General features: G+C 73.6%; 2 protein-coding genes. Both read left to right on the top strand.

Annotated elements, in window-relative coordinates:
- The first annotated feature begins 100 nt into the window (after positions 1-100).
- On the top strand, positions 101-15,556 hold the full coding sequence (locus tag AB0D85_RS08095) for a type I polyketide synthase (protein ID WP_362315410.1): 15,456 nt from the start codon (positions 101-103) through the stop codon (positions 15,554-15,556).
- Positions 15,553-21,993, top strand: coding sequence for a type I polyketide synthase (locus AB0D85_RS08090; RefSeq protein ID WP_362315407.1), 6,441 nt, complete (start codon positions 15,553-15,555; stop codon positions 21,991-21,993). Before AB0D85_RS08095 ends, AB0D85_RS08090 begins: the two co-directional genes overlap by 4 nt.
- Positions 21,994-22,013: the final 20 nt, after the last annotated feature.

Raw genomic sequence — 22,013 nt, 5'->3', positions numbered from 1 at the left:
TGGCTGTATTCGTGTTTTCCATAGTTAGCATCTAGGAGCCAGTCGAAGTTCCGGCCGACCTCGCCCTTGAATGTCAAGCACGAAGAGAAGTGTGGGTGGCATGCTGCGCGCCGAATTGATTCGTCCTCTCCATGAACTCCTGCGGGAACAGAGCGCTCGATTCGGCGACAAGATCGCCTTCAGGGACGCCCACCGGGCGGTCGGCTACGCCGAACTGGAGGCGCGCACCCGTCGGCTGGCCGGACACCTCGCACAGGCGAGGCTGCGGCCCGGCGACCGGATGGCGATGCTGCTGGGCAACCGCGTGGAGATGGTGGAGAGCTACTTCGCCGTGGTCCGCGCCTGCGGCGTCGGCGTGCCGATCAACCCCCGGGTGTCCGCGGCCGAGCTGGAGCACATCCTCACCGACAGCGGCGCCACCGTGATCGTCACCGACCACGCCCATCTCGCCCAGCTCCCCTCGCTGCGCCACCCGCTGACCGTCCTCGTCGTGGGCGATGAGCCCACGCCGCCCGGCTGCCTTTCGTACGAGCGGTTCGCCACCACGGAACCGGCCGCCCCGGCCCCGGACGACCACGGCCTGGACGACATAGCGTGGATGCTCTACACCTCGGGCACCACCGGCAGGCCCAAGGGCGTGCTGACCACGCAGCGCAACTGCCTCTGGTCGGTTGCCGCCTCGTACGTGCCCGCGCTCGGCCTGACCGATACCGACCGCGTGCTGTGGCCGCTGCCGCTGTTCCACAGCCTCGCGCACATCGCCTGTGTGCTCGCGGTGACCGCCGTCGGCGCGACCGCCCGCATCACCGACGGCCTGTCCGTGGCGGACGTGCTGGACGTGTGGCGGGCCGAGGAATCCACCGTCATCGCCGGTGTGCCGACGCTGTACCACTACCTCGCGCGCGCCGCCAGGACCCCGGGATTCACCGCGCCGCCGGTCCGGGTCGGCCTGGTCGGCGGCGCGGTGACCACGGCCGCGCTGCGCCGGTCGTTCGAGGACGCCTTCGGCACCGCGCTGATCGACGCCTACGGCAGTACCGAGACCGCCGGCTCGATCGCCATCAACTGGCCGACCGGGGCCCGCGCGGAGGGCTCGTGCGGGCTGCCCGTGCCAGGGCTGGCGGTGCGCCTGGTGGACCACACGTCAGGGCAGGACGTGGCCGACGGCGCGGAGGGCGAGGTCTGGGTCCGCGGTCCGAACGTGATGGTGGGGTACCACAACCAGCCCGCTGCCACCGCGCAGGCGCTGGCCGGAGGCTGGTACCACACCGGCGATCTGGCCCGCCGCGACCAGGCCGGCTACCTCACCATCACCGGCCGGATCAAGGAGTTGATCATCCGGGCCGGTGAGAACATCCACCCGGGCGAGGTGGAGGAGGTGATACGGCGGGCGCCGGGCGTGGCGGACGCCGCCGTCGCCGGCAAGCCGCACGACGTGTTCGGCGAGGTGCCGGTGGCGTTCGTGGTGCCAGGTCCGAACGGCTTCGATCCGGCGCGGGTGCTGTCGCTGTGCCGGGAGCAGTTGGCGTACTTCAAGGTGCCCGAGGAGCTCTACGAGATCCAGCAGCTCCCGCGCACCGCGTCCGGCAAGGTCACCCGGCGCAAGCTCCTGGACGGCCCGGCCCGGCTGCGCGCGGTGGGCAACATCTACCACGAGGCCGTGTTCCGGCTGGACTGGATCCCGCTGCCGTCCGGCGGCACGCCCACGCTCGGCCACTGGTCGGTACGGGGCGACGCACCCGACGGCCTGGTCGCCGGACTGCGTGGCGCCGGCGCCGAGGTGTCGACGGACGCCGAGCCGGACGCCGGGCCGGACGCCGCCCCGGATGTCGTGGTCCTGGTCTCCGCCGACCGGGCACCGGCCGCAGAGCAGGTGGCGTGGCTGCGCGCGGCGCTGGCCGACGACCGCCTGGGCGCCGCCACCGTGCTGGTGCTCACCAGCGGCGCGGTCGCCACCGGCGCGGGCGAGGCCGTCGGGAACCTCGACCAGGCGGCGCTGTGGGGCGCGCTCCGGTCGGCGCAGGCCGCCGACGGCCGCCGGATCGTGATGGTGGACCTGGACGACTACGAGGACACGGCGGCGGTGGCGAAGCTGCCGTTCGTCGCCGGCTGCGGGGAAGGCCAGGCGGCCGTCCGCCCGGACGTCGTGCTGGTGCCGAGGCTGCACCGGCTGCCGGTGGACAACGAGGCCGGTGCGGACGGTCCGGCCAAGCTGACCGGCGCCGCGATCATCACCGGCGCGCACACCGAACGCGGCGCGGCCGCCGCGCACCACCTCGTCACCGCGCGCGGTGCCCGCCGGCTGCTGCTGATCGTGCCGCCGAGGACAGCCGAGCTCGCCGCGGAGCTGCGCACCCGGCTGGTCGAGGCCGGCGCCGCGGTGGACGTGGTCGAGTGCGACCTGGCCAACCGGCCGCAGCTCCGACGGGCCGTGGCCAAGGCCGGCGTCTCGGTGAGCGTCGTGCTGCACGCATGGGATCCCCGGGACAGCACCTCGGTCGGACAAGCCGTCGCGGAGGTGCGGGCCCTCGGTGACCTGGTGGCCCAACCGGGCCTCGGGGCCTTCGTGTTGTTCTCCGCCGCGGACGGCGTGCTGGGCTCTCCGGATTCCTGGGAGACGGCCGCGGTCGCCGCCTACTTCGACGCCTACGCGCAGCGGCTCAGCTTTCGAGGCGTGGCGACGTCGTCCCTGGCCTGGGGGGCGTGGGAGCACGGGCACGGCGACGCGACGGCCGCGCTCGATGTGCGCCGGAGCCTCGGCGTGCTCGACATCGCCCTGGGGCTGAACCGGCCGCACCTGCTCGCGGCCGAACTCGACACCTCCTCCTTCGCCGGGGACCAGGTGCCGTACGTGCTGCGGGACTTGGTGGACAGGCCTGGAGCGGCCCCTGACACGCCCGAGCCGACGGAGCTGCGGGACCGGCTGGCCGGCCTCGCCACGGCCGACCAGGCCCGCCTGCTGCTGGAGCTGGTGCGGGAGCAGACGGCCGCCCTGCTCGGGCTGGACGGGCCGCGGGCGGTGGCCGTGACGAAGGCCTTCACCCAGCTGGGCCTGACCTCGCTCAGCGCGGTGGCGCTGCGCAACCGGCTGGGCGACGCCACCGGTCTGCGGCTCCCGGTGACCGTCGCCTTCGACCACCCGACTCCGGCCGCGCTGGCAGAGTCGCTGCACCGGGAACTGTTCGGCGAGCCGGAGAGCACGGCTGAGGCACCGCTCCGGCCGGCCGGCGCGGACGAGCCGATCGCGATCGTGGGCATGGCGTGCCGGCTGCCCGGCGGAGTCGAGTCACCGGAGCACCTGTGGGAGCTGGTGCTCGCCGGTGGTGACGCGGTCGGTGGGTTTCCGACGGACCGAGGCTGGGACCTGGGCGCGCTGTTCCACCCGGACCCGGATCATCCCGGTACGAGCTACAGCCGGCACGGCGGATTCCTGGGCGGCGCCGGTGAGTTCGACGCGGAGTTCTTCGGGATCTCGCCGCGTGAGGCGTTGGCGATGGATCCGCAGCAGCGGTTGATGCTGGAGGTGTCCTGGGAAGCGCTGGAACGGGCCGGTCTCGACCCGACCTCGCTACGGGGCCGGCCGATCGGCGTGTTCACCGGCGCGATGCACCAGAACTACGGCGTCGGAGCGGCCACCGACGGCGTCGAGGGCTACCTGCCGACAGGCCTGTCGGAGAGCGTGTTGTCCGGTCGCGTGTCGTACGTACTCGGCCTGGAGGGGCCGGCGCTGACGGTCGACACCGCATGCTCGTCCTCCCTGGTGGCGCTGCACCTGGCGGCACAGTCGCTGCGCAACGGCGAGTGCTCGATGGCGCTGGCCGGCGGTGTCACGGTGATGGCGACGCCCGACTCGTTCGTCGGTTTCTCCCGGCAGCGTGGCATGTCCCGGGACGGCCGGTGCAAGTCGTTCTCGGCGTCGGCGGACGGAACGGGGTGGTCCGAGGGCGTCGGCGTGCTGGTGGTGGAACGGCTGTCCGACGCCGATCGGCTCGGTCACCGGGTGCTGGCGGTGGTGCGGGGATCGGCCGTCAACCAGGACGGTGCCTCCAACGGCCTGAGCGCCCCGAGCGGTCCGTCGCAGCAGCGGGTGATCCGCCAGGCGCTGGCGAACGCCCGGCTGTCCCCTGCGGACGTCGACGTGGTGGAGGCGCACGGTACCGGCACGGTGCTGGGCGATCCCATCGAGGCGCAGGCGATTCTGGCGACGTACGGTCAGGGCCGGGAACGGCCGTTGTGGCTGGGGTCGCTGAAGTCGAACATCGGTCATACGCAGGCGGCGGCCGGTGTGGCCGGCGTGATCAAGACGGTGATGGCCCTGCGCCACGGGATTCTGCCGCGGACCCTGCATGTGGACGAGCCGACGCGGCAGGTGGACTGGTCGGTGGGAGCGGTCGAGCTGCTGACCGCGCAACGGAAGTGGCCGGAGCTGGACCGGCCGCGGCGGGCGGGTGTGTCGGCGTTCGGCGTGAGCGGCACCAACGCGCACGTGATCCTCGAACAGCCGGAGCCGGAGCCGGAGCCGGAGCCGGAGCCGGAGCCGGAGCCTGTGCCGGCGGTCGAGGTGCCGGCACAGGGCACGGTACCGCTGCTGCTCTCCGCCAAGGGGCGGGCCGCCCTCGCCGCCCAGGCCCGGCGGCTGCGGGACTTCCTCGCCGCGGAGCCGGATCGATCCCTGTCCGACGTCGGCTGGTCGCTGGCGACCAGCCGCGCGGCCCTGTCCGACCGTGCCGTGGTCGTCGCCGCCGACCACGGTGAGGCGTTGGCCGGGCTGGACGCCCTGGCAGCGGGGGAGCCGGCGGCCGGCGTGGTGACCGGGGCCGGGGTCGAGAGCGTCGGCCGCACGGTGTTCGTGTTCCCCGGCCAAGGCGCGCAGTGGACCGGCATGGGCACCGAATTGCTGGCCGAATCGCCGGTGTTCGAGGCGAAGCTGCGCGAGTGCGCGGCCGTGCTCGACGAGCTGACCGGCTGGTCGCTGCTGGACGTCCTGACGGGGGCGGCCGACGCGCCGTCGCTGGAACGCGTGGACGTGGTCCAGCCGGCCTCGTTCGCGGTGATGGTGGCGCTCGCGGCGCTCTGGGAGTCCGTGGGAATCGTGCCGGACGCGGTGCTGGGGCATTCGCAGGGCGAGATCGCCGCCGCGTGTGTGGCGGGGGCGTTGTCCCTGCGGGATGCCGCGACGGTGGTCGTGGGGCGCAGTCGCGCGATCGCCGCCGGGCTGTCCGGGCTCGGCGGCATGGTCTCCGTCGCGCTGCCCCTCGACGAGGTGACGACGCTGATCGAACAGTGGCGCGGCGCGGTGCAGCCGGCCGCGGTGAACGGGCCGTCCGCCGTGGTGGTGGCCGGTGACGCCGCCGCGCTGGACGAACTGCTGGCGGTCTGCGAGCGGCAGGACGTACGGGCGCGCCGGATCCCGGTCGACTACGCCTCGCACACCACACACGTCGAGCGCATCGAGCGGGAGGTGCTGGCCGCGCTGGACACGATCACCCCGCGCGCCGCGACCGTGCCGTTCTACTCGACGGTGACCGACGAGTGGCTGGACACCGGCGTGCTGGACGCGCGGTACTGGTACCGGAACCTCCGGCACCCGGTCGGTTTCGCCCCGGCCGTCCGGGCGCTGGCCGACCAAGGGTATGACGTCTTCGTCGAGGTCAGCTCGCACCCGGTGCTGGCCACAAGCGTGCAGGACCTGCTCGACGGAGACGAGCATCCGGTGACGGTCGCCGGCACGCTGCGCCGTGACGACGGTGGCCTGCGCCGGTTCCTCACCTCGCTGGCCGAACTCCATGTGCGGGGCGTCCCCACCGACCTGCGCGCCGCCTTCGGCAGCAGCCCGCGGCCGGGCGAGTTGCCGACGTACGCGTTCCAGCACGAGCACTTCTGGCTGACCCCGGCAGGCGCCGACTCCGTCGTGGCCCTGCCGGACGGGGTCGTGCTCACCTCGACCCTGCCACCGTCCGCCGGGCCGGCGCGGTTGCTCGACCTGGTCGTGCGGGCCGGGGACGAGGTCGGTGGCCGGCTGGTCGAGCAGTTGTCGGTGGAGCACGCGCTGGATCCGGCGGGCACGGAGGTCCGGGTGGTCGTCGGCGCCGCCGACGAGCGGGACCGGCGGCCGGTCACCGTGCACGGCCGGCGAGCCGCCGGGGACGGATGGATTCGGCACGCCACAGGCACGCTCGCGACCGGCATGGGTTCGGTGCCGGCCCCGGCCGGTGAGGTGCTGGGCGAGGTGGACATCGACTCCGCGCTGTTCGCCGCCGCACTGGAACGTGTCGGCCCGGTCGTGGAGTTCCGGGGTGTACAGGTGGTCGCCACGGGCGCGCCCCGGGTGCGGGTGCACCGTGCCGGTGACGCGCTGTGGCTGACGGACGCCGGTGACGAGGTCGTCGCGTACGTCGAGGCGGTCCGGCTGGGCGAGCCGGAGGGCGGCGTGGACCTGCGCGACGCGCTGTTCGAGGTGGTATGGCAGCCCATCGCCGACGCCGCCGAGCCAGCGGCGGCGTTCGAGACCGTCGACCTGACCACCGGTTCCGGCGATATCAGGGACGCCGTGAACCGGGCGTTGGCGGCGGTGCAGGCAAGGCTGGCCGAACCGGTGCAGGGCCCGCTCGTCATCGTGACGTCATCGGTCACCGACGCTGCGAGCGCCGCGGTCTGGGGGTTGGTCCGGTCGGCGCAGTCGGAGCACCCGGACCGGTTCGTGCTGGTCGCCGTCGATACGCCGACCGGGCCGGACCTGCTGGCCCGCGCCGTGGCCACCGGTGAACCGCAGCTCGCCCTCACGGCCGGGCAGCTCACTGTGCCGAGGCTGGCCCGCACACCGACCCGGGCCCCGGACATACGACCGCTGGCCGGCACCGTACTGGTCACCGGTGGCACCGGAACGCTGGGACGCCTGGTGGCCCGGCATCTGGTCGACAAGTACGGCGTCCACGACCTGCTGCTGGTCAGCCGCAGCGGCCCGGACGCCCCAGGGGCCGCCGAGTTCGCGGCCGGACTGGACGCGTCGGTGCGCACGGTGGCGTGCGACGTGGCGGACCGAGAGGCAACCGCGCGGCTCCTGGCCTCGGTCGAGCCGCCGCTGAGCGCGGTCGTGCACGCGGCCGGTGTCCTGGACGACGGTGTGATCACGGCGCTGACCCCGGACCGGATCGACGCCGTCATGCGGGCGAAGGCCGATGCGGCGACCGTCCTGCACGACCTGACCGCCGGTATGGGCCTGGACGCGTTCGTGCTGTTCACCTCGGCCGCGTCGGTCTTCGGCAACCCCGGCCAGGGCAACTACGCCGCCGCGAACGCCGCCCTGGACGCACTGGCGGCCGGGTGGCGGGCCACCTCCATCGCCTGGGGGCTCTGGGCGCCCCGGTCCGAGATGACCGCGCGGCTCACGGACACCGACCTCGACCGGACCCGCCGCAGCGGCATGGCCGCCCTCTCCGAGGAACTGGGGTTGGCGCTGTTCGACGCCGCCCTGGCCGGGCGCGCGCCGACGGTCGTGGCCACGAAGCTCGATCTCGTCCAGCCGCGCGACGAGGTTCCGCCGCTGCTGCGGGGGCTCGTCGCGGCCCGCCGCCGCTCGGTGCGACCCACCGCGGACGCGGCGCTGGACGAGGAGGCGTTGCTGAGCCTGATCGGCCGGCATGCCGCACAGGTGCTGGGCCACGCCGACAGCGAACTCATCGTGGCGCAGCGGCCGTTCAAGGAAGCCGGCTTCGACTCGCTGACCGCCGTGGAACTGCGCAACCGGCTCAGCGCCGCGACCGGCCTGCGCCTGCCGACGACGCTGGTCTACGACCACCCGGACCCGCTTCGGCTGGCCCGACACCTCCACGCCCGGCTGACCGGCACGGCGACCGAGCAGTCCACCGCGGTCACCGCTCCCGCCGACGAGCCGATCGCGATCGTCGGCATGGCCTGCCGGTTCCCCGGTGGCGTGGCCGGCCCCGACGACCTGTGGCGGTTCGTGCGGGACGGGCGGGACGCCGTCGGCTCGTTCCCGGACGACCGGGGCTGGGACCTGGCCACCCTGATCGACCCCGATCCGGACCACGAGGGCACCAGCTACACCGACAAGGGCGCGTTCCTGGCCGACATCGCCGGGTTCGACGCGGACTTCTTCGGGATCTCGCCCCGCGAGGCGTTGGCCATGGATCCGCAGCAACGGTTGATGCTGGAGGTCTCCTGGGAGGCGTTCGAGCACGCCGGTATCGATCCGACCGCGGTACGGGGCACCCCGGTCGGCGTGTTCACCGGCCTGAACGTCCAGGACTACGCGCTGCGCCTGCACCTCGCGCCGGAACTGGTGGAGGGACACCGGATCACCGGTGCGTCGACCGCGGTGCTGTCCGGCCGGGTGGCCTACGAGTTCGGTCTTGAGGGCCCGGCGCTGACGGTGGACACGGCGTGTTCGTCGTCGCTGGTGGCATTGCATCTGGCGGCGCAGGCCTTGCGCAACGGTGAGTGCTCGATGGCGTTGGCCGGTGGCGTGACGGTGCTGTCGAGCTCCGATCCTTTCGTGGAGTTCTCTCGCCAGCGCGGGCTGTCCCCGGACGGCCGCTGCAAGTCGTTCTCCTCGGCGGCGGACGGGACCGGATGGTCCGAAGGGGCCGGCGTGCTGCTGGTGGAACGGCTGTCCGACGCGGAACGGCTGGGGCACCGGGTGCTGGCGGTGGTCCGCGGTTCGGCGATGAACCAGGACGGTGCCTCCAACGGCCTGACCGCGCCGAGCGGCCCGGCGCAGCAACGGGTCATTCGCCAGGCGCTGGCGAACGCCCGGCTGTCCCCTTCGGACGTCGACGCCGTCGAGGCGCACGGCACCGGCACGGTGCTGGGCGATCCGATCGAGGCCCAGGCCCTGATCGCCACCTACGGCCAGGGCCGGCAGGCTGACCGCCCACTGTGGCTGGGATCGGTGAAATCAAACATCGGGCATGCGCAGGCGGCCGCCGGTGTCGCCGGTGTCATCAAGACGGTGATGGCCATGCGGCACGGCGTACTGCCGCAGACCCTGCACGTCGACGAGCCGACCCCTGAAGTGGATTGGCAGGCCGGGTCGGTGGAACTGCTGACCGCGCGGAGGGACTGGCCGAAGGTGGGTCGTCCGCGGCGTGCGGCGGTATCGGCGTTCGGGGTGAGCGGGACCAACGCGCACGTGATCCTGGAACGGGGCGCCGACGCCGAAGCCGTGGCGCCGGCCACGGCGTCGGCGTCGGCGATCGTGCCGTGGGTGCTGTCGGCCCGGTCGGAAGCGGGACTCCGTGGCCAGGCCGAGCGTCTGGCGGCGTACGCGGCCGAACGCCCGGACCTCGATCCTGTCGCCGTGGCCCGGTCCTTGCTGGACACCCGGGCCGCGCTCCGGCACCGGGCCGTCGCTGTCGGCGCCGACCGGGACCAGTTGCTGCAGTCGCTGGACCGTGTCGTCCGTGGCGTTCCCGTGCCGGGCAGGCTCACGGTGCTCTTCACCGGTCAGGGCAGTCAGCGGGTGGGCATGGGCCGTGGGCTGTATGAGCGGTATCCGGTGTTCCGCAAGGCCTTCGACGAGGTGTGCGCGGAGTTGGACCGGCATCTGGACGGCCCCTCGGTCCGGGACGTCGTATTCGGAGAGCAGGACCTGCTGGACCGGACGGTGTTCGCGCAGGCGGGTCTGTTCGCACTGGAAACGGCGCTGTTCCGCCTGGTCGAGTCGTGGGGTGTGCGGCCGGACTTCGTTGCCGGGCACTCGGTCGGGGAGGTGACGGCGGCCCATGCGGCCGGTGTGCTGACCTTGCCGGACGCGGCGGTGCTGGTGGCTGCCCGGGGCCGCCTCATGGACGCCCTGCCGACGGGTGGGGCGATGGTGGCGGTGGCGGCCGCCGAGCATGAGGTGTCGCCGCTGTTGGTGCCCGGGGTGGAGATCGCGGCGGTGAACGGGCCTTCGGCGGTGGTGATCTCCGGTGACGAGGCCCAGGTGGCGACCGTCACGGCGGCGCTGGCGGCGCAGGGACGCCGGACCAAGCGCCTGACGGTCTCCCATGCCTTCCACTCGGCCCGGATGGAGCCGATGCTGGCGGAGTTCCGGACGGTGGCGGCCGGTCTCACCTTCCACGAGCCGGAGATCCCGGTGGTGTCCAACGTGACCGGCAAGCTCGCCGGACCGGACCGGTTCACCGCGGACTACTGGGCCGAGCATGTCAGGGCGGCGGTGCGCTTCCACGACGGCGTCACGGCGCTGCGGGAGGCCGGCGTGGCCACCTACCTCGAACTGGGACCCGGCGGCGTGCTGACCGCCATGGCGCAGGAGGCCGGCGGCGACCCGGCGGCATTCGTCCCGGCCCTGCAGCGCACCGAGGACGAGGCGTTCGACCTCGTCACCGCGCTGGCTCACCTGCACGTCCGCGGCGTGGACATCGACTGGTCGGCGTTCTTCGGCGGCGGCCCCAAGCACCACGTCGACCTGCCGACCTACGCGTTCCAGCACCGCAGGTACTGGATCGACCTGCCGGGCGACGTGGTGCCCAGGCGTGCCGAAGCGGTGACCTCGGCGCCGGTGACGGCTGAGCGGAGCAAGCAGCGGCGGACGGGCCTGGAGCTGGTGCTCGCCTGCACCGCCGAGGTGCTGGGGCACCACGACAGCCGGGACATCGACCTGGACCGCTCGTTCCAGGACCTGGGGTTCGACTCGCTGAACGCGGTGCGGCTGCGGAACCGGCTGCAGGAGGAGACGGGCCGTTCCTTCCCCACCACGTTGGTGTTCGACCATGCGACTCCGGTCGCGCTCGCCGCGTTCCTGGCCGGCGACGACATCGTCGGGACGGCGTCGGCCGGCGCGGTCGATGAGCCGATCGCGATCGTGGGCATGGCCTGCCGGCTGCCGGGCGGTGTCGAGTCGCCCGCGCAGCTGTGGCAGCTGGTGTGCGACGGCCGGGACGGCATCGGTGACTTCCCGACGGACCGCGGCTGGGACCTGGAGAACCTGTTCCACCCCGATCCGGACCACCCCGGTACGAGCTACACCCGGGCCGGCGGCTTCCTGTACGGCGCCGCAGGGTTCGACGCGGACTTCTTCGGGATCTCACCCCGCGAGGCGTTGGCCATGGATCCGCAGCAGCGGTTGATGCTGGAGATCGCGTGGGAGGCGTTCGAGCACGCAGGTGTGGATCCGATGTCCGTGCGGGGCAGCGATGTCGGCGTGTTCGCCGGTGTGGTCAACCACGAATACGGAGTGCGCGCCGGCCACGTCCCCGCCGAGGCCGAGGGCTACCTGATGACCGGCGGCGCCGGCAGCGTCCTGTCCGGCCGGATCTCGTACGTACTGGGTCTGGAAGGGCCGGCCGTCACCGTCGACACGGCGTGCTCCTCGTCGCTGGTGGCGTTGCATCTGGCGGCGCAGGCGCTGCGCAATGGTGAGTGCTCGATGGCGCTGGCCGGCGGCGTGACGGTGATGTCGAGTTCGGATGCCTTCGTGGAGTTCTCCCGTCAGCGGGGCTTGGCCGCCGACGGCCGCTGCAAGTCGTTCTCCTCGACGGCGGACGGCACCGGGTGGTCCGAGGGCGCCGGAGTGCTGCTGGTGGAGCGGCTCTCGGACGCCGAACGGCTCGGACACCGGATCCTGGCCGTCGTCCGCGGTTCGGCCGTGAACCAGGACGGCACCTCCAACGGCCTGACCGCGCCGAGCGGCCCGGCCCAGCAGCGGGTGATCCGTCGCGCCCTGGCCGCGGCCGGACTGGAACCGGCCGAAGTCGACGCCGTCGAGGCGCACGGGACCGGCACGGTGCTGGGCGATCCGATCGAGGCGCAGGCGCTGATCGCCGCCTACGGCCAGGATCGCGACCGGCCACTGCTGCTGGGGTCCTTGAAGTCGAACATCGGTCACGCGCAGGCGGCTGCCGGGGTGGCCGGCGTGATCAAGACGGTGCTGGCGCTGCGGTACGGGGTTCTGCCGCGGACTCTCCATGTGGACGAGCCGACCGCGCAGGTGGATTGGTCGGCCGGATCGGTGGAACTGCTGACCGCAACACGGGAGTGGCCGGACCTGGATCGGCCGCGGCGGGCGGCGGTGTCGGCGTTCGGCGTGAGCGGCACCAATGCGCACGTGATCCTGGAACAGGCGGCGCCGACACCGCCGACGACTGAACCGCCGACGACTGAACCGCCGACGACTGAACCGCCGACGACTGAACCGCCGACGACTGAACCGGCGGCGACCGGGCCGGTGACGGTCGTGGTGTCGGCCAAGTCTTCCGCTGCGCTGGCGGCCCAGGCGCAACGGCTGCTGGCCCTGGACGCCGAGCCGGCGGCCCTGGCGAGGGCGCTGGCGGCGTCGCGGGCGATGCTGCCGGAGCGGGCGGTCGTGCTGGCCGGGGACCGGGCGGAGCTGCAGGACCGGCTGGGGGCGCTGGCCCGCGGCGAGAGGTCGGCGGACATCGTGCGCGGCTCCGTCACGCGAGGGCGGACCGCGGTGCTGTTCACCGGTCAGGGCAGTCAGCGGGTGGGCATGGGCCGCGAACTGTATGAGCGGTATCCGGTGTTCCGTAAGGCATTCGACGACGCCTGTGTCGAGTTGGACCGGCATCTGAAGGGGCCGTCGGTTCGCGATGTCGTCTTCGACGACAAGGAATTGCTGGACCGGACGGTGTTCGCGCAGGCGGGTCTGTTCGCCCTGGAGACGGCATTGTTCCGCCTGGTCGAGTCCTGGGGTGTGCGGCCGGATTTTGTTGCCGGGCATTCCCTTGGCGAGCTGACGGCGGCACATGTCGCCGGCGTGCTGTCCTTGCCGGACGCCGCGGTGCTGGTGGCGGCGCGCGGTCGACTGATGGACGCGCTGCCGGCCGGCGGTGCGATGGCGGCGGTGGCGGCCGGTGAGCACGAGGTGTTGCCGCTGCTGGTGCCGGGGGTGGAGATCGCGGCGGTCAACGGCCCGTCGGCGGTGGTGATCTCTGGCGACGAGGCCAAGGTCGAGGAGGTCGCCGCGCAGTTGGCGGCTGCCGGCCACAAGACCAAGCGGCTCAGGGTGTCGCACGCGTTCCACTCGGCCCTGATGGAGCCGGTGCTGGCGGAGTTCCGGTCGGTGGCGGCCGGTCTTGCGTTCCACGAGCCGGAGATCCCGGTGGTGTCCAACGTGACCGGCAAGCTGGCGCAGCCGGGTCAGTTCACCGCGGACTACTGGGCCGAGCACGTGCGGGCCGCGGTGCGGTTCGCGGACGGTATCCGGACGCTGCTGGACGAACGCGTCGACACGTTCCTCGAACTGGGGCCGGACGCGGTGCTGTCGGCGGCCGGACCGGACTGCCTGACCGGACAGCCGGACGACGATGTCGTGTTCGTGTCGGCGCAGCGTCGCACCACCGACGGCGTGCGCGCCCTGCTGGCGGCCGTCGGCACGCTGCTCGTGCGAGGGCGCCACATCGACTTCGCGGCCCTGCTCGCCGGCTCCACCCGCCCGGCGGACCTGCTCGAACTGCCGACCTACGCCTTCCAGCGCGACCGGTATTGGCTCGGGGCCGCCGCACCGTCGGCTCGGCGGACCGACGATGTCGAGGGCCGGTTCTGGGCGGCGGTGGAGGCGGAAGACCTCGCCGCGGTGAGGGAGACCCTCGGTGTCCACGCCGCCCCGGACCTGGGGCCGACCATCGGTGTGCTGGCCGACTGGCGGCGCCGGCGCGCCGAACGGTCCGCGGTGGACGATCTGTGCTACCGGGTGAGCTGGAAACCGCACCGCGGCAACGGTCCGGCCGTACCGGACGGCACCTGGCTCGTGGTCAGGACGGCGCAGGTGGAGGACCCGACGCCGCTGCTGTCCCGGCAGGGACTGCGCGCCGTCACCGTGACGGTCGAACCCGGGGCCGGGCCGCTGACCGAGCAGCTCGGCGCCGCGCTGGCCGACGACACCGTGACGGGTGTGCTCAGCCTGCTGGCCCTGGACGACCGCCGGCGACCGGGATCGCCCCTGCTGACCGTCGGCGCGGCGGCGACGCTGGAGCTGATCCAGGCCCTGGTGGAACTCGGGGCCCGGCAGCAACTCTGCTGCGTCACCAGCGGCGCGGTGAGCGTCGGCCCGAACGATCCCGCGCCCGCCGTCGAGCAGGCGCTGGTCTGGGGCCTCGGCTACGCCACCGCCCTGGAGCACCCCGATCGCTGGGGCGGACTGATCGACCTGCCGGCCCGGCTGGACGACCGGTCGGCACGGGCCCTGGTCGCCGCGCTCACCGGCCTGGCCGACGAGGACCAGGTGGCCGTCAGGACGAACGGCCTGCACGTACGACGAGTGGTGCCGGCCCCGGCCGGCACCACCGCGGCCCCGCGCATCCACGGCACCGTGCTGGTCACCGGCGGCACCGAAGGCCTGGGGCGGCACGTGGCCCGATGGCTGGCCGACTCGGGCGCCGAACACCTCGTGCTGACGCTGGATGCCGACCCGGCCACGCCGGAGGTCGTCGCCCTCAAGGGCGAACTGGTCGAACGCGGCGCGAAGGTGACGCTGGCGACCGTGGACCTGACCGACCGGGACGCGGTCCGGAGCCTGGTCGACGAGGGGCTGACCGGGGTCGTACACACCGCCGATCTGGTCCGCACCGGCCCGGTCACCGACATCACGGCGGCCGAACTCGACGCCGTCCTGGCCGCCAAGGCCGAAGGGCTGACCGTCCTCGACGACGTGCTCGGCGACCGGCCGCTGGAGCTGTTCGTGGCGTTCTCCTCCGTGGCCGGCATCTGGGGCGGTGGCGGTCAGGGCACCCCCGGTGCGAGCAACGCCGTCGTCGACGCGATCATGCGGCGCCGGCGGGCGCGAGGGCTGCCGGCGACATCGGTGGCCTGGGGCCTGATCGACGGGTTCGGCGTGGCCGCCGACAGCGCCGCCCAGGAGCAGCTGCGCCGTCGCGGCGTGCTGTCGATCAGTCCGGAGGCTGCGGTCGCCGCGCTGGCCCAGGTGACCGGCGGCGACCCGGTGCTGGCGATGGCACGGATCGACTGGCCGACGTTCGCCCCCGCGTTCACCTTACAGCGGCCGAGCCCACTGATCGGCGACGTCCCCGGCGTGCGGGCGGCGATCGAGGCCGCGCGGCCGGAACCGGACGAGGCCGCCGCCCGGCGCCTCGCCGACCTGCCCGAGGCGGAACGGGACCGGGCGCTGGCCAGACTGGTGCGCGAGAGCACCGCGACGGCGCTCGGGCACCAGGGCGCGGACGCGATCAGCCCGCGCCGGGCCTTCCAGGAGATGGGGTTCGACTCGCTGGCGGCGGTGAGCCTGCGCAACTCCCTCGGTGCGGCGCTGGGCATCACCCTGCCGGCGACCCTCGTGTTCGACCACCCGACGCCGGCCGCGCTGGTCGAGCACCTGCGCACCGAACTGGCCGGGCCGCCGGAGGCCGAGGTCGACGAGACCGAGCTGCGGCGGGCGCTGGCCACCGTGCCGGCGAGCCGGCTGCGGGAGGCCGGCGTGCTGGACATCCTGCTGGACCTGGCCCGCACCGACGGCGCGCCGGCGGTCGCGGTGCCGGTGGCGGACGAGATCGAGCGGATCGACGGAATGGACGTCTCGGACCTGCTGCAACGAGCGCTGGAGGGCACGCAGCCATGAGCACCACCGAGAACGCACAGCTCATTGACGCCCTGCGGGCCTCGCTGAAGGACAACGCACGGCTCAGGCACCGGTACGACAGCGTGCTGGCCGCCGCGGCCGAGCCCATCGCCATCGTGGGCATGGCCTGCCGGCTGCCGGGCGGTGTCGAGTCGCCGGAGGACCTGTGGCGGCTGGTGTCGAGCGACGGCGACGGCATCACCGGCTTCCCGGACAACCGCGGCTGGGACCTGGACAACCTGTTCCACCCCGACCCCGACCATCCCGGCACCAGCTATGCGAGCGAGGGCGGCTTCCTGCACGAGGCCGGCGAGTTCGACCCGGGGTTCTTCGGGATCTCGCCGCGTGAGGCATTGGCCATGGACCCGCAGCAGCGGCTGATGCTGGAGATCTCGTGGGAGGTCTTCGAGCGGGCCGGTGTCGACCCGACGGCGTTGCGCGGCAAGGATGTCGGGGTCTTCTCCGGCATCGCGTTCCACGACTACGGCGCAGACCTCTCGGCGGTGCCGGAAGGGCTGGAAGGGTTCGTGCTGACCGGCGGGGCCGGCAGTGTGCTGTCCGGCCGCGTCTCCTACGTCTTCGGCTTCGAGGGTCCGGCGGTCACCCTGGACACCGCCTGCTCGTCGTCGCTGGTGACGCTGCACCTGGCCGTGCAGGCGCTGCGCAACGGCGAGTGCTCGATGGCGCTGGCCGGCGGCGTCACGGTGATGGCCGCTTCCGACGCGTTCGTGGGCTTCTCCCGGCAGCGCGGGCTCGCCCCGGACGGCCGGTGCAAGGCGTTCGCCGCGGCGGCGGACGGCACCGGGTTCGCCGAGGGTGCCTGCGTGCTGCTGGTGGAACGACTCTCCGACGCCCAACGGTTGGGGCACAACGTCCTCGCGGTGGTGCGCGGCTCGGCGGTGAACCAGGACGGCGCCTCCAACGGTCTGACCGCGCCCAACGGCCCGTCCCAGCAACGGGTCATGCGGCGCGCCCTGGCCAACGCCGGCCTGACACCGTCCGAAGTGGACGCCGTCGAAGCCCACGGCACCGGCACCGCACTCGGCGACCCGATCGAGGCACAGGCGATTCTGACCACCTACGGTCAGGACCGGGAACGGCCGCTGTGGCTGGGATCCCTCAAGTCGAACATCGGCCACACCCAGGCGGCGGCCGGCGCGGCCGGTGTGATCAAGATGGTGCTGGCGATGCGCCACGGGGTTCTGCCCCGGACCCTGCACGTGGACGAGCCGACCCCGCAGGTGGACTGGACGGCCGGCGAGGTGGAGCTGCTGACCGGGCAGCAGCCGTGGCCGGCGACCGGCCGGCCGCGCCGGGCCGGCGTCTCCGGGTTCGGCATCAGCGGCACCAACGCTCACGTGATCATCGAACAGGCCCCTGAACCGGTCGCGCCGGAGCCGACCGACACCCGGCCGATGTTCACCACCGCGCCGGCCCCGCTGCTGGTGTCGGGCCGTGGCGAGAACGCGTTGCGGGCACAGGCCCACCGCCTGCACAGCCACCTGGACTCCGCGTCGGACACCGGGCTCGGTGACGTCGCCTGGTCGCTGGCGACCACCCGCACCGCGCACGACCAGCGGGCGGTCGTACTGGCCGACGACCGGGACGAGGCACTGGCCGGGCTGACCGCGCTGGCCGAGGGCCTGCCCTCGCCGTCGGCCGTGCCGGGCAGCGCCGCCGACGGTGACCAGCGGGTGGTGTTCGTGTTCCCGGGGCAGGGCTCCCAGTGGCACGGCATGGCCGCCCGGCTCCTCGACGAGTCGCCGGTCTTCGCCGCCCGGATGGCCGAGTGCGACCGGGCCGTCGGCGAACTGGTCGACTGGTCGCTGCTCGACGTGGTGACCGACGCCGCAGGCGCCCCGTCGCTGGACCGGATCGAGATCCTGCAACCGGTGCTGTTCGCCGTCAACGTCTCGCTGGCCGCGATGTGGCAGGCGGCCGGCGTCGAGCCGGCGGCGGTCGTCGGACACAGTCAGGGCGAGGTCGCCGCCGCGTGCGTGGCCGGTGCGTTGAGCCTCGAGGACGCGGCGCGGGTCGTCGTGCTGCGCAGCGCGTTGTTCGCGGCGGAACTCGTCGGCAACGGCGCGGTCGTCTCGGTGGCCCTCGGGCCGGACGAGGTGGAGCGGCGGATCGCCGCCTGGGACGGGCGGTTGACGCTGGGCGGCCGCAACAGCCCGGCGGCCTCGACCGTCGTCGGCGACCTGGCGGCCCTGACGGAGTTCGTCGCGGAGTGCAGGGCCGCCGGGATCCGGGCGCAGGTCGTCGGCTCCACGGTGGCCTCGCACTGCGCACAGGTCGACCCGCTGCACGACCGCATCGTGGACATGCTGGCCGGCATCGCCCCGAAGCCGTCACGCATCCCGTTCTACTCGACGGTCGACGCCGCTCCGATCGAGACCGAGTCGTTGACCGGTGAGTACTGGTTCCGCAACGCCCGCTTCCCGGTGGAGTTCGACCGCACGGTCCGGGCCCTGCTCGCCGACGAGCACCAGTACTTCGTCGAGTGCAGCGCGCATCCGGTGCTCACGGTCGCGATGCAGGCCACGTTCGAGGACTTCGGCGCGGCGGCGGTCGCGGTCGGTTCGCTGCGCCGCGACGAAGGAGGCGCCCGGCGGCTGCTGACCTCGTTCGCCGAGGGCTTCGTGCGCGGGATGCCGGTGGACTGGCCGGCGGTGCTCGGCGGCGGGCAGCGCGTCGAGCTGCCCACGTACGCCTTCCACCATCAGCACTTCTGGCTGGAGCCGGCCGGCGGCGCGGTGGAGGCAGGCGGCCTCGGACTCACCGGCGCCGAGCACCCGTTGCTGGGTGCGGTGGCGGAGCTGCCGGAGTTCGGCGGTGTGGTGATGACATCGCGGTTGTCGCTGCGGGCGCATCCGTGGCTGGCGGATCACGCGGCGGCGGGGGCGGTGCTGTTGCCCGGTGCGGCGTTCGTGGAATGGATGGTGCGCGCCGGCGACGAGGTGGGCTGCGGCGTCATCGAGGAACTGGTGCTCGAAGCGCCGCTCACCCTGGGCGCCCGCGACGCGGTGCGGGTGCAGATCGCTGTCGGCGCACCGGACTCCGGCGGCCGTCGGCCGGTCACCGTGCACGCACGGCCCGAGGACGCCGGGCCCGACGCCGAATGGATGCGCCACGCCAGTGGCACGCTCACCGCGAAGGCTCCCGAACCGGCGGCCGAACTCCGGGAATGGCCCCCTGCCGGGGCGACTCCGGTCGACGGCGAGCGCGTCGCCGGTGCGTACGAGGAACTGGCGGCGCTCGGTTACGGCTACGGGCCGGCCTTCCGGGGCCTGAAGGCGGTGTGGACGGCCGACGCCGACGTGTTCGCCGAGGTGGAACTGCCCGAGGCGGTCCGTGCGGACGCGGCGGCGTTCGGACTGCACCCCGCGCTGCTGGACGCCGCCATGCACGCGATCGCGTTCCGGGCCGACACCGACGCCCGCCTGGCGCTGCCGTTCGCCTACCGGGACGTCGCCCTGCACGCCACCGGGGCCGCCACGCTCCGGGTGCACATCACCCCCGCCGAGGCCGACGCGGTGGCCCTGCATCTCGCCGACGCCACCGGCGCGCCCGTGGCCACCGTCGGCGCCGTGGTGTCACGGGCCGTCGAGTCGGCGGCGCCCGCCGTGAAGCCGGCGTCGGAGCGGATCTTCCAGGTCGTGTGGGAGCCCGTCGCCGCGGAGACGTCCAAGGCCATGGCCGACGCCGTGACGGTGAGCACCGCCGACGACATCCGGGAACTGGCCGAGACCGCCGACTTCGGGCTGCCGGAACTGCTGCTGCTCCACCTCCCGGACGACCGGCCCGACGACGACGTGACGGCGCTGACCACCCGCGTGCTGGGCCTGCTCCAGGCGTGGCTGGCGGAGCCGCTGGTCGACGACAGCCGCCTGCTGGTGCTCGGCCGCGGCGGTGTCGCGGTGCACCACGAACGTGAGCTGACCAGCGTGGCCACGGCCGCCGCATATGGCCTGCTGCGCTCCGCGCAGGCGGAGAACCCCGGTCGGGTGGTGATCGTGGACAGCGACGGGGCGGAGGCGTCAGCCGCCGCGCTGGCAGCCGCTCTCGACGCCGACGAGCCACAACTGGCCTTGCGGGACGGGCAGTTGTTCGTACGACGGCTGGTGCGGGCCGCAGGGCGGGAACGGCTCGACATACCGGCGGGACTGACCACGTGGCGGCTGCAGCCCGGCGGCGACGGCACGCTGGAGCACCTGGCGGCGGTCGAGGCCCCGGCCGCGACGGCCCGGCTGCGCCCCGGACAGGTGCGGGTCGAGGTGCGGGCGGCCGGCCTGAACTTCCTGGACGTGCTGGTGGCGCTGGGGGTCCGGAACGAGGCGGGCCTGGGCAACGAGGGCTCGGGCGTCGTGGTCGAGGTGGGGCCGGACGTCACCGGGCCGGCCGTCGGCGACCGGGTGATGGGGCTGTTCCCGGACGCCGTCGGGCCGCTGGCCGTGGCCGACCACCGCACGGTGATCCGGATGCCGAAGGAGTGGACCTTCGAGCAGGCGGCCTCGGTGCCGATGGCGTTCCTGACCGCCTACTACGCGCTGCGCGACCTCGGCGGCCTGGTCGCCGGGGAGTCGCTGCTGGTGCACGCCGCGGCCGGCGGCGTCGGCATGGCGGCCGTACAACTGGCCCGGCACTGGGGCGTGGAGGTCTACGCGACGGCAAGTCCGGGCAAGTGGGCGACGGTGGCCGCGTGCGGGGTCGACCCGGCTCGGATCGCCAGCTCCCGCAGCCTGGACTTCGAGGCCCGTATCCGCGACGCCAGCGGCGGCCGAGGCGTGGACGCGGTACTGAACTCGCTGGCCGGCGACTTCGTGGACGCCTCGCTGCGGCTGCTCGGCTCCGGCGGCCGGCTGCTGGAGATGGGCAAGTCGGACCTGCGGGACCCGGCCACCCTCCCCGGCGTGAGCTACTCGGCGTTCTCGCTCTTCGAGGCGGGCAACGACCGCATCGGGGAGATGCTCGCCGAGCTGGTCACCTTGTTCGAGCAGCGGGTTCTCACGCCGCTGCCGCTGACCGTATGGGACGCTCGGCTCGCCCCGGCGGCGTTCCGCCACATGAGCCAGGCCCGGCACGTCGGCAAGAACGTGTTCACGTTGCCACGGCAGCCCGATTCCGCCGGCACGGTGCTGGTCACCGGCGGCACCGGCTCGCTGGGGCGGCAGGTGGCCCGTCGGCTGGTCACGGAGCACGGGGTGCGCCACCTGGTGCTGGCCAGTCGGCGCGGCCCGGCGGCCGAGGGGATCGAGGAACTGAGCACCGAACTGATGGCGCTCGGGGCCACCGTGCGGGTGGTGGCCTGCGACGCCGCCGACCGCACGGCGCTCGCCGACCTGCTCTCGTCCCTGCCTGCCGATGCGCCGTTGACCGGTGTCGTGCACACCGCCGGCCTGCTGGACGACGGCGTGCTCACCGCACTCACCCCGGAGCGGCTGGCCGCCGTGCTGCGGCCGAAGATCGACGCCGCGCGCAACCTGCACGACCTCACCCGTGACACCGACCTGGCCCGGTTCGTGCTGTTCTCCTCCGCGGCCGGCACCTTCGACGCGCCGGGCCAGGGCAACTACGCCGCCGCCAACGCGGCGCTGGACGCCCTGGCCCAGCAGCGGCACGCCGCCGGCCGGCCGGCCACGTCGCTGGCCTGGGGCCTGTGGTCGCAGGTCACCGAGATGAGCGCCCACCTGGACGACGTGGACCAGAAGCGGATGGCTCGCGGCGGCATGACCGGCCTGACCGCGGCCGAGGGCCTGGAGCTGCTCGACGCCGCGCTGGGCGAACCGGATGCCGTACTGGTCCCGGCGGCCATGGACTTCGGGGCACTGCGCGCGCAGGCGGCCACGGGTGCGCTGCCCGCCCTGCTCCGCACTCTGGTCCGGCCGGGGCGGCGGGCCGCCCAGAGCGCCGCCGCGGACGTGGACGAACTGGCCGCCCGGCTGGCCCGGTCCGGCCCGGCCGAACGGGAGCACATCGTGCTCGGCCTGGTCCGGCAGGAGGCCGCGGCGATCCTCGGCCACGCCTCGCCCGACCTGGTCGAGCCGGACCGGCCGTTCCGCGACATCGGGTTCGACTCGCTGACCGCCGTGGAGCTGCGCAACCGGCTGACCGGACGGACCGGCGTACGGGTGCCGGCCACCGTGGTGTTCGACCACCCCACCCCGGCCGCGATCACCCGCCATCTGCTCGGCGAACTGGGCGCCGGGGGCGACGGTACCGAAGCGCTGTTGGTCGAGCTCGACCAGCTGGCGGCGGCGCTGGACACCGCGGGCACGGAGGCGCACGCCCGCGTGCTCGACCGGATGCGGGCGATCGTACGGCGCTGGGACTCGCCCGGTGCGCAACCGGCCGGCGGGGAACCGGACTTCGACGTGGCGACAGCCAGCGACGACGAGATCTTCGACCTCATCGACCAGGAGTTCGGCACCGCATGAGCCGCGCCGATCGAGGAGAG

Source organism: Streptomyces sp. NPDC048277, from assembly GCF_040652235.1.
Taxonomy (GTDB): Bacteria; Actinomycetota; Actinomycetes; order Streptomycetales; family Streptomycetaceae; genus Streptomyces.
Note: the sequence above shows the minus strand (reverse complement) of the source record. Positions and strands in the feature narration are given on the sequence as shown.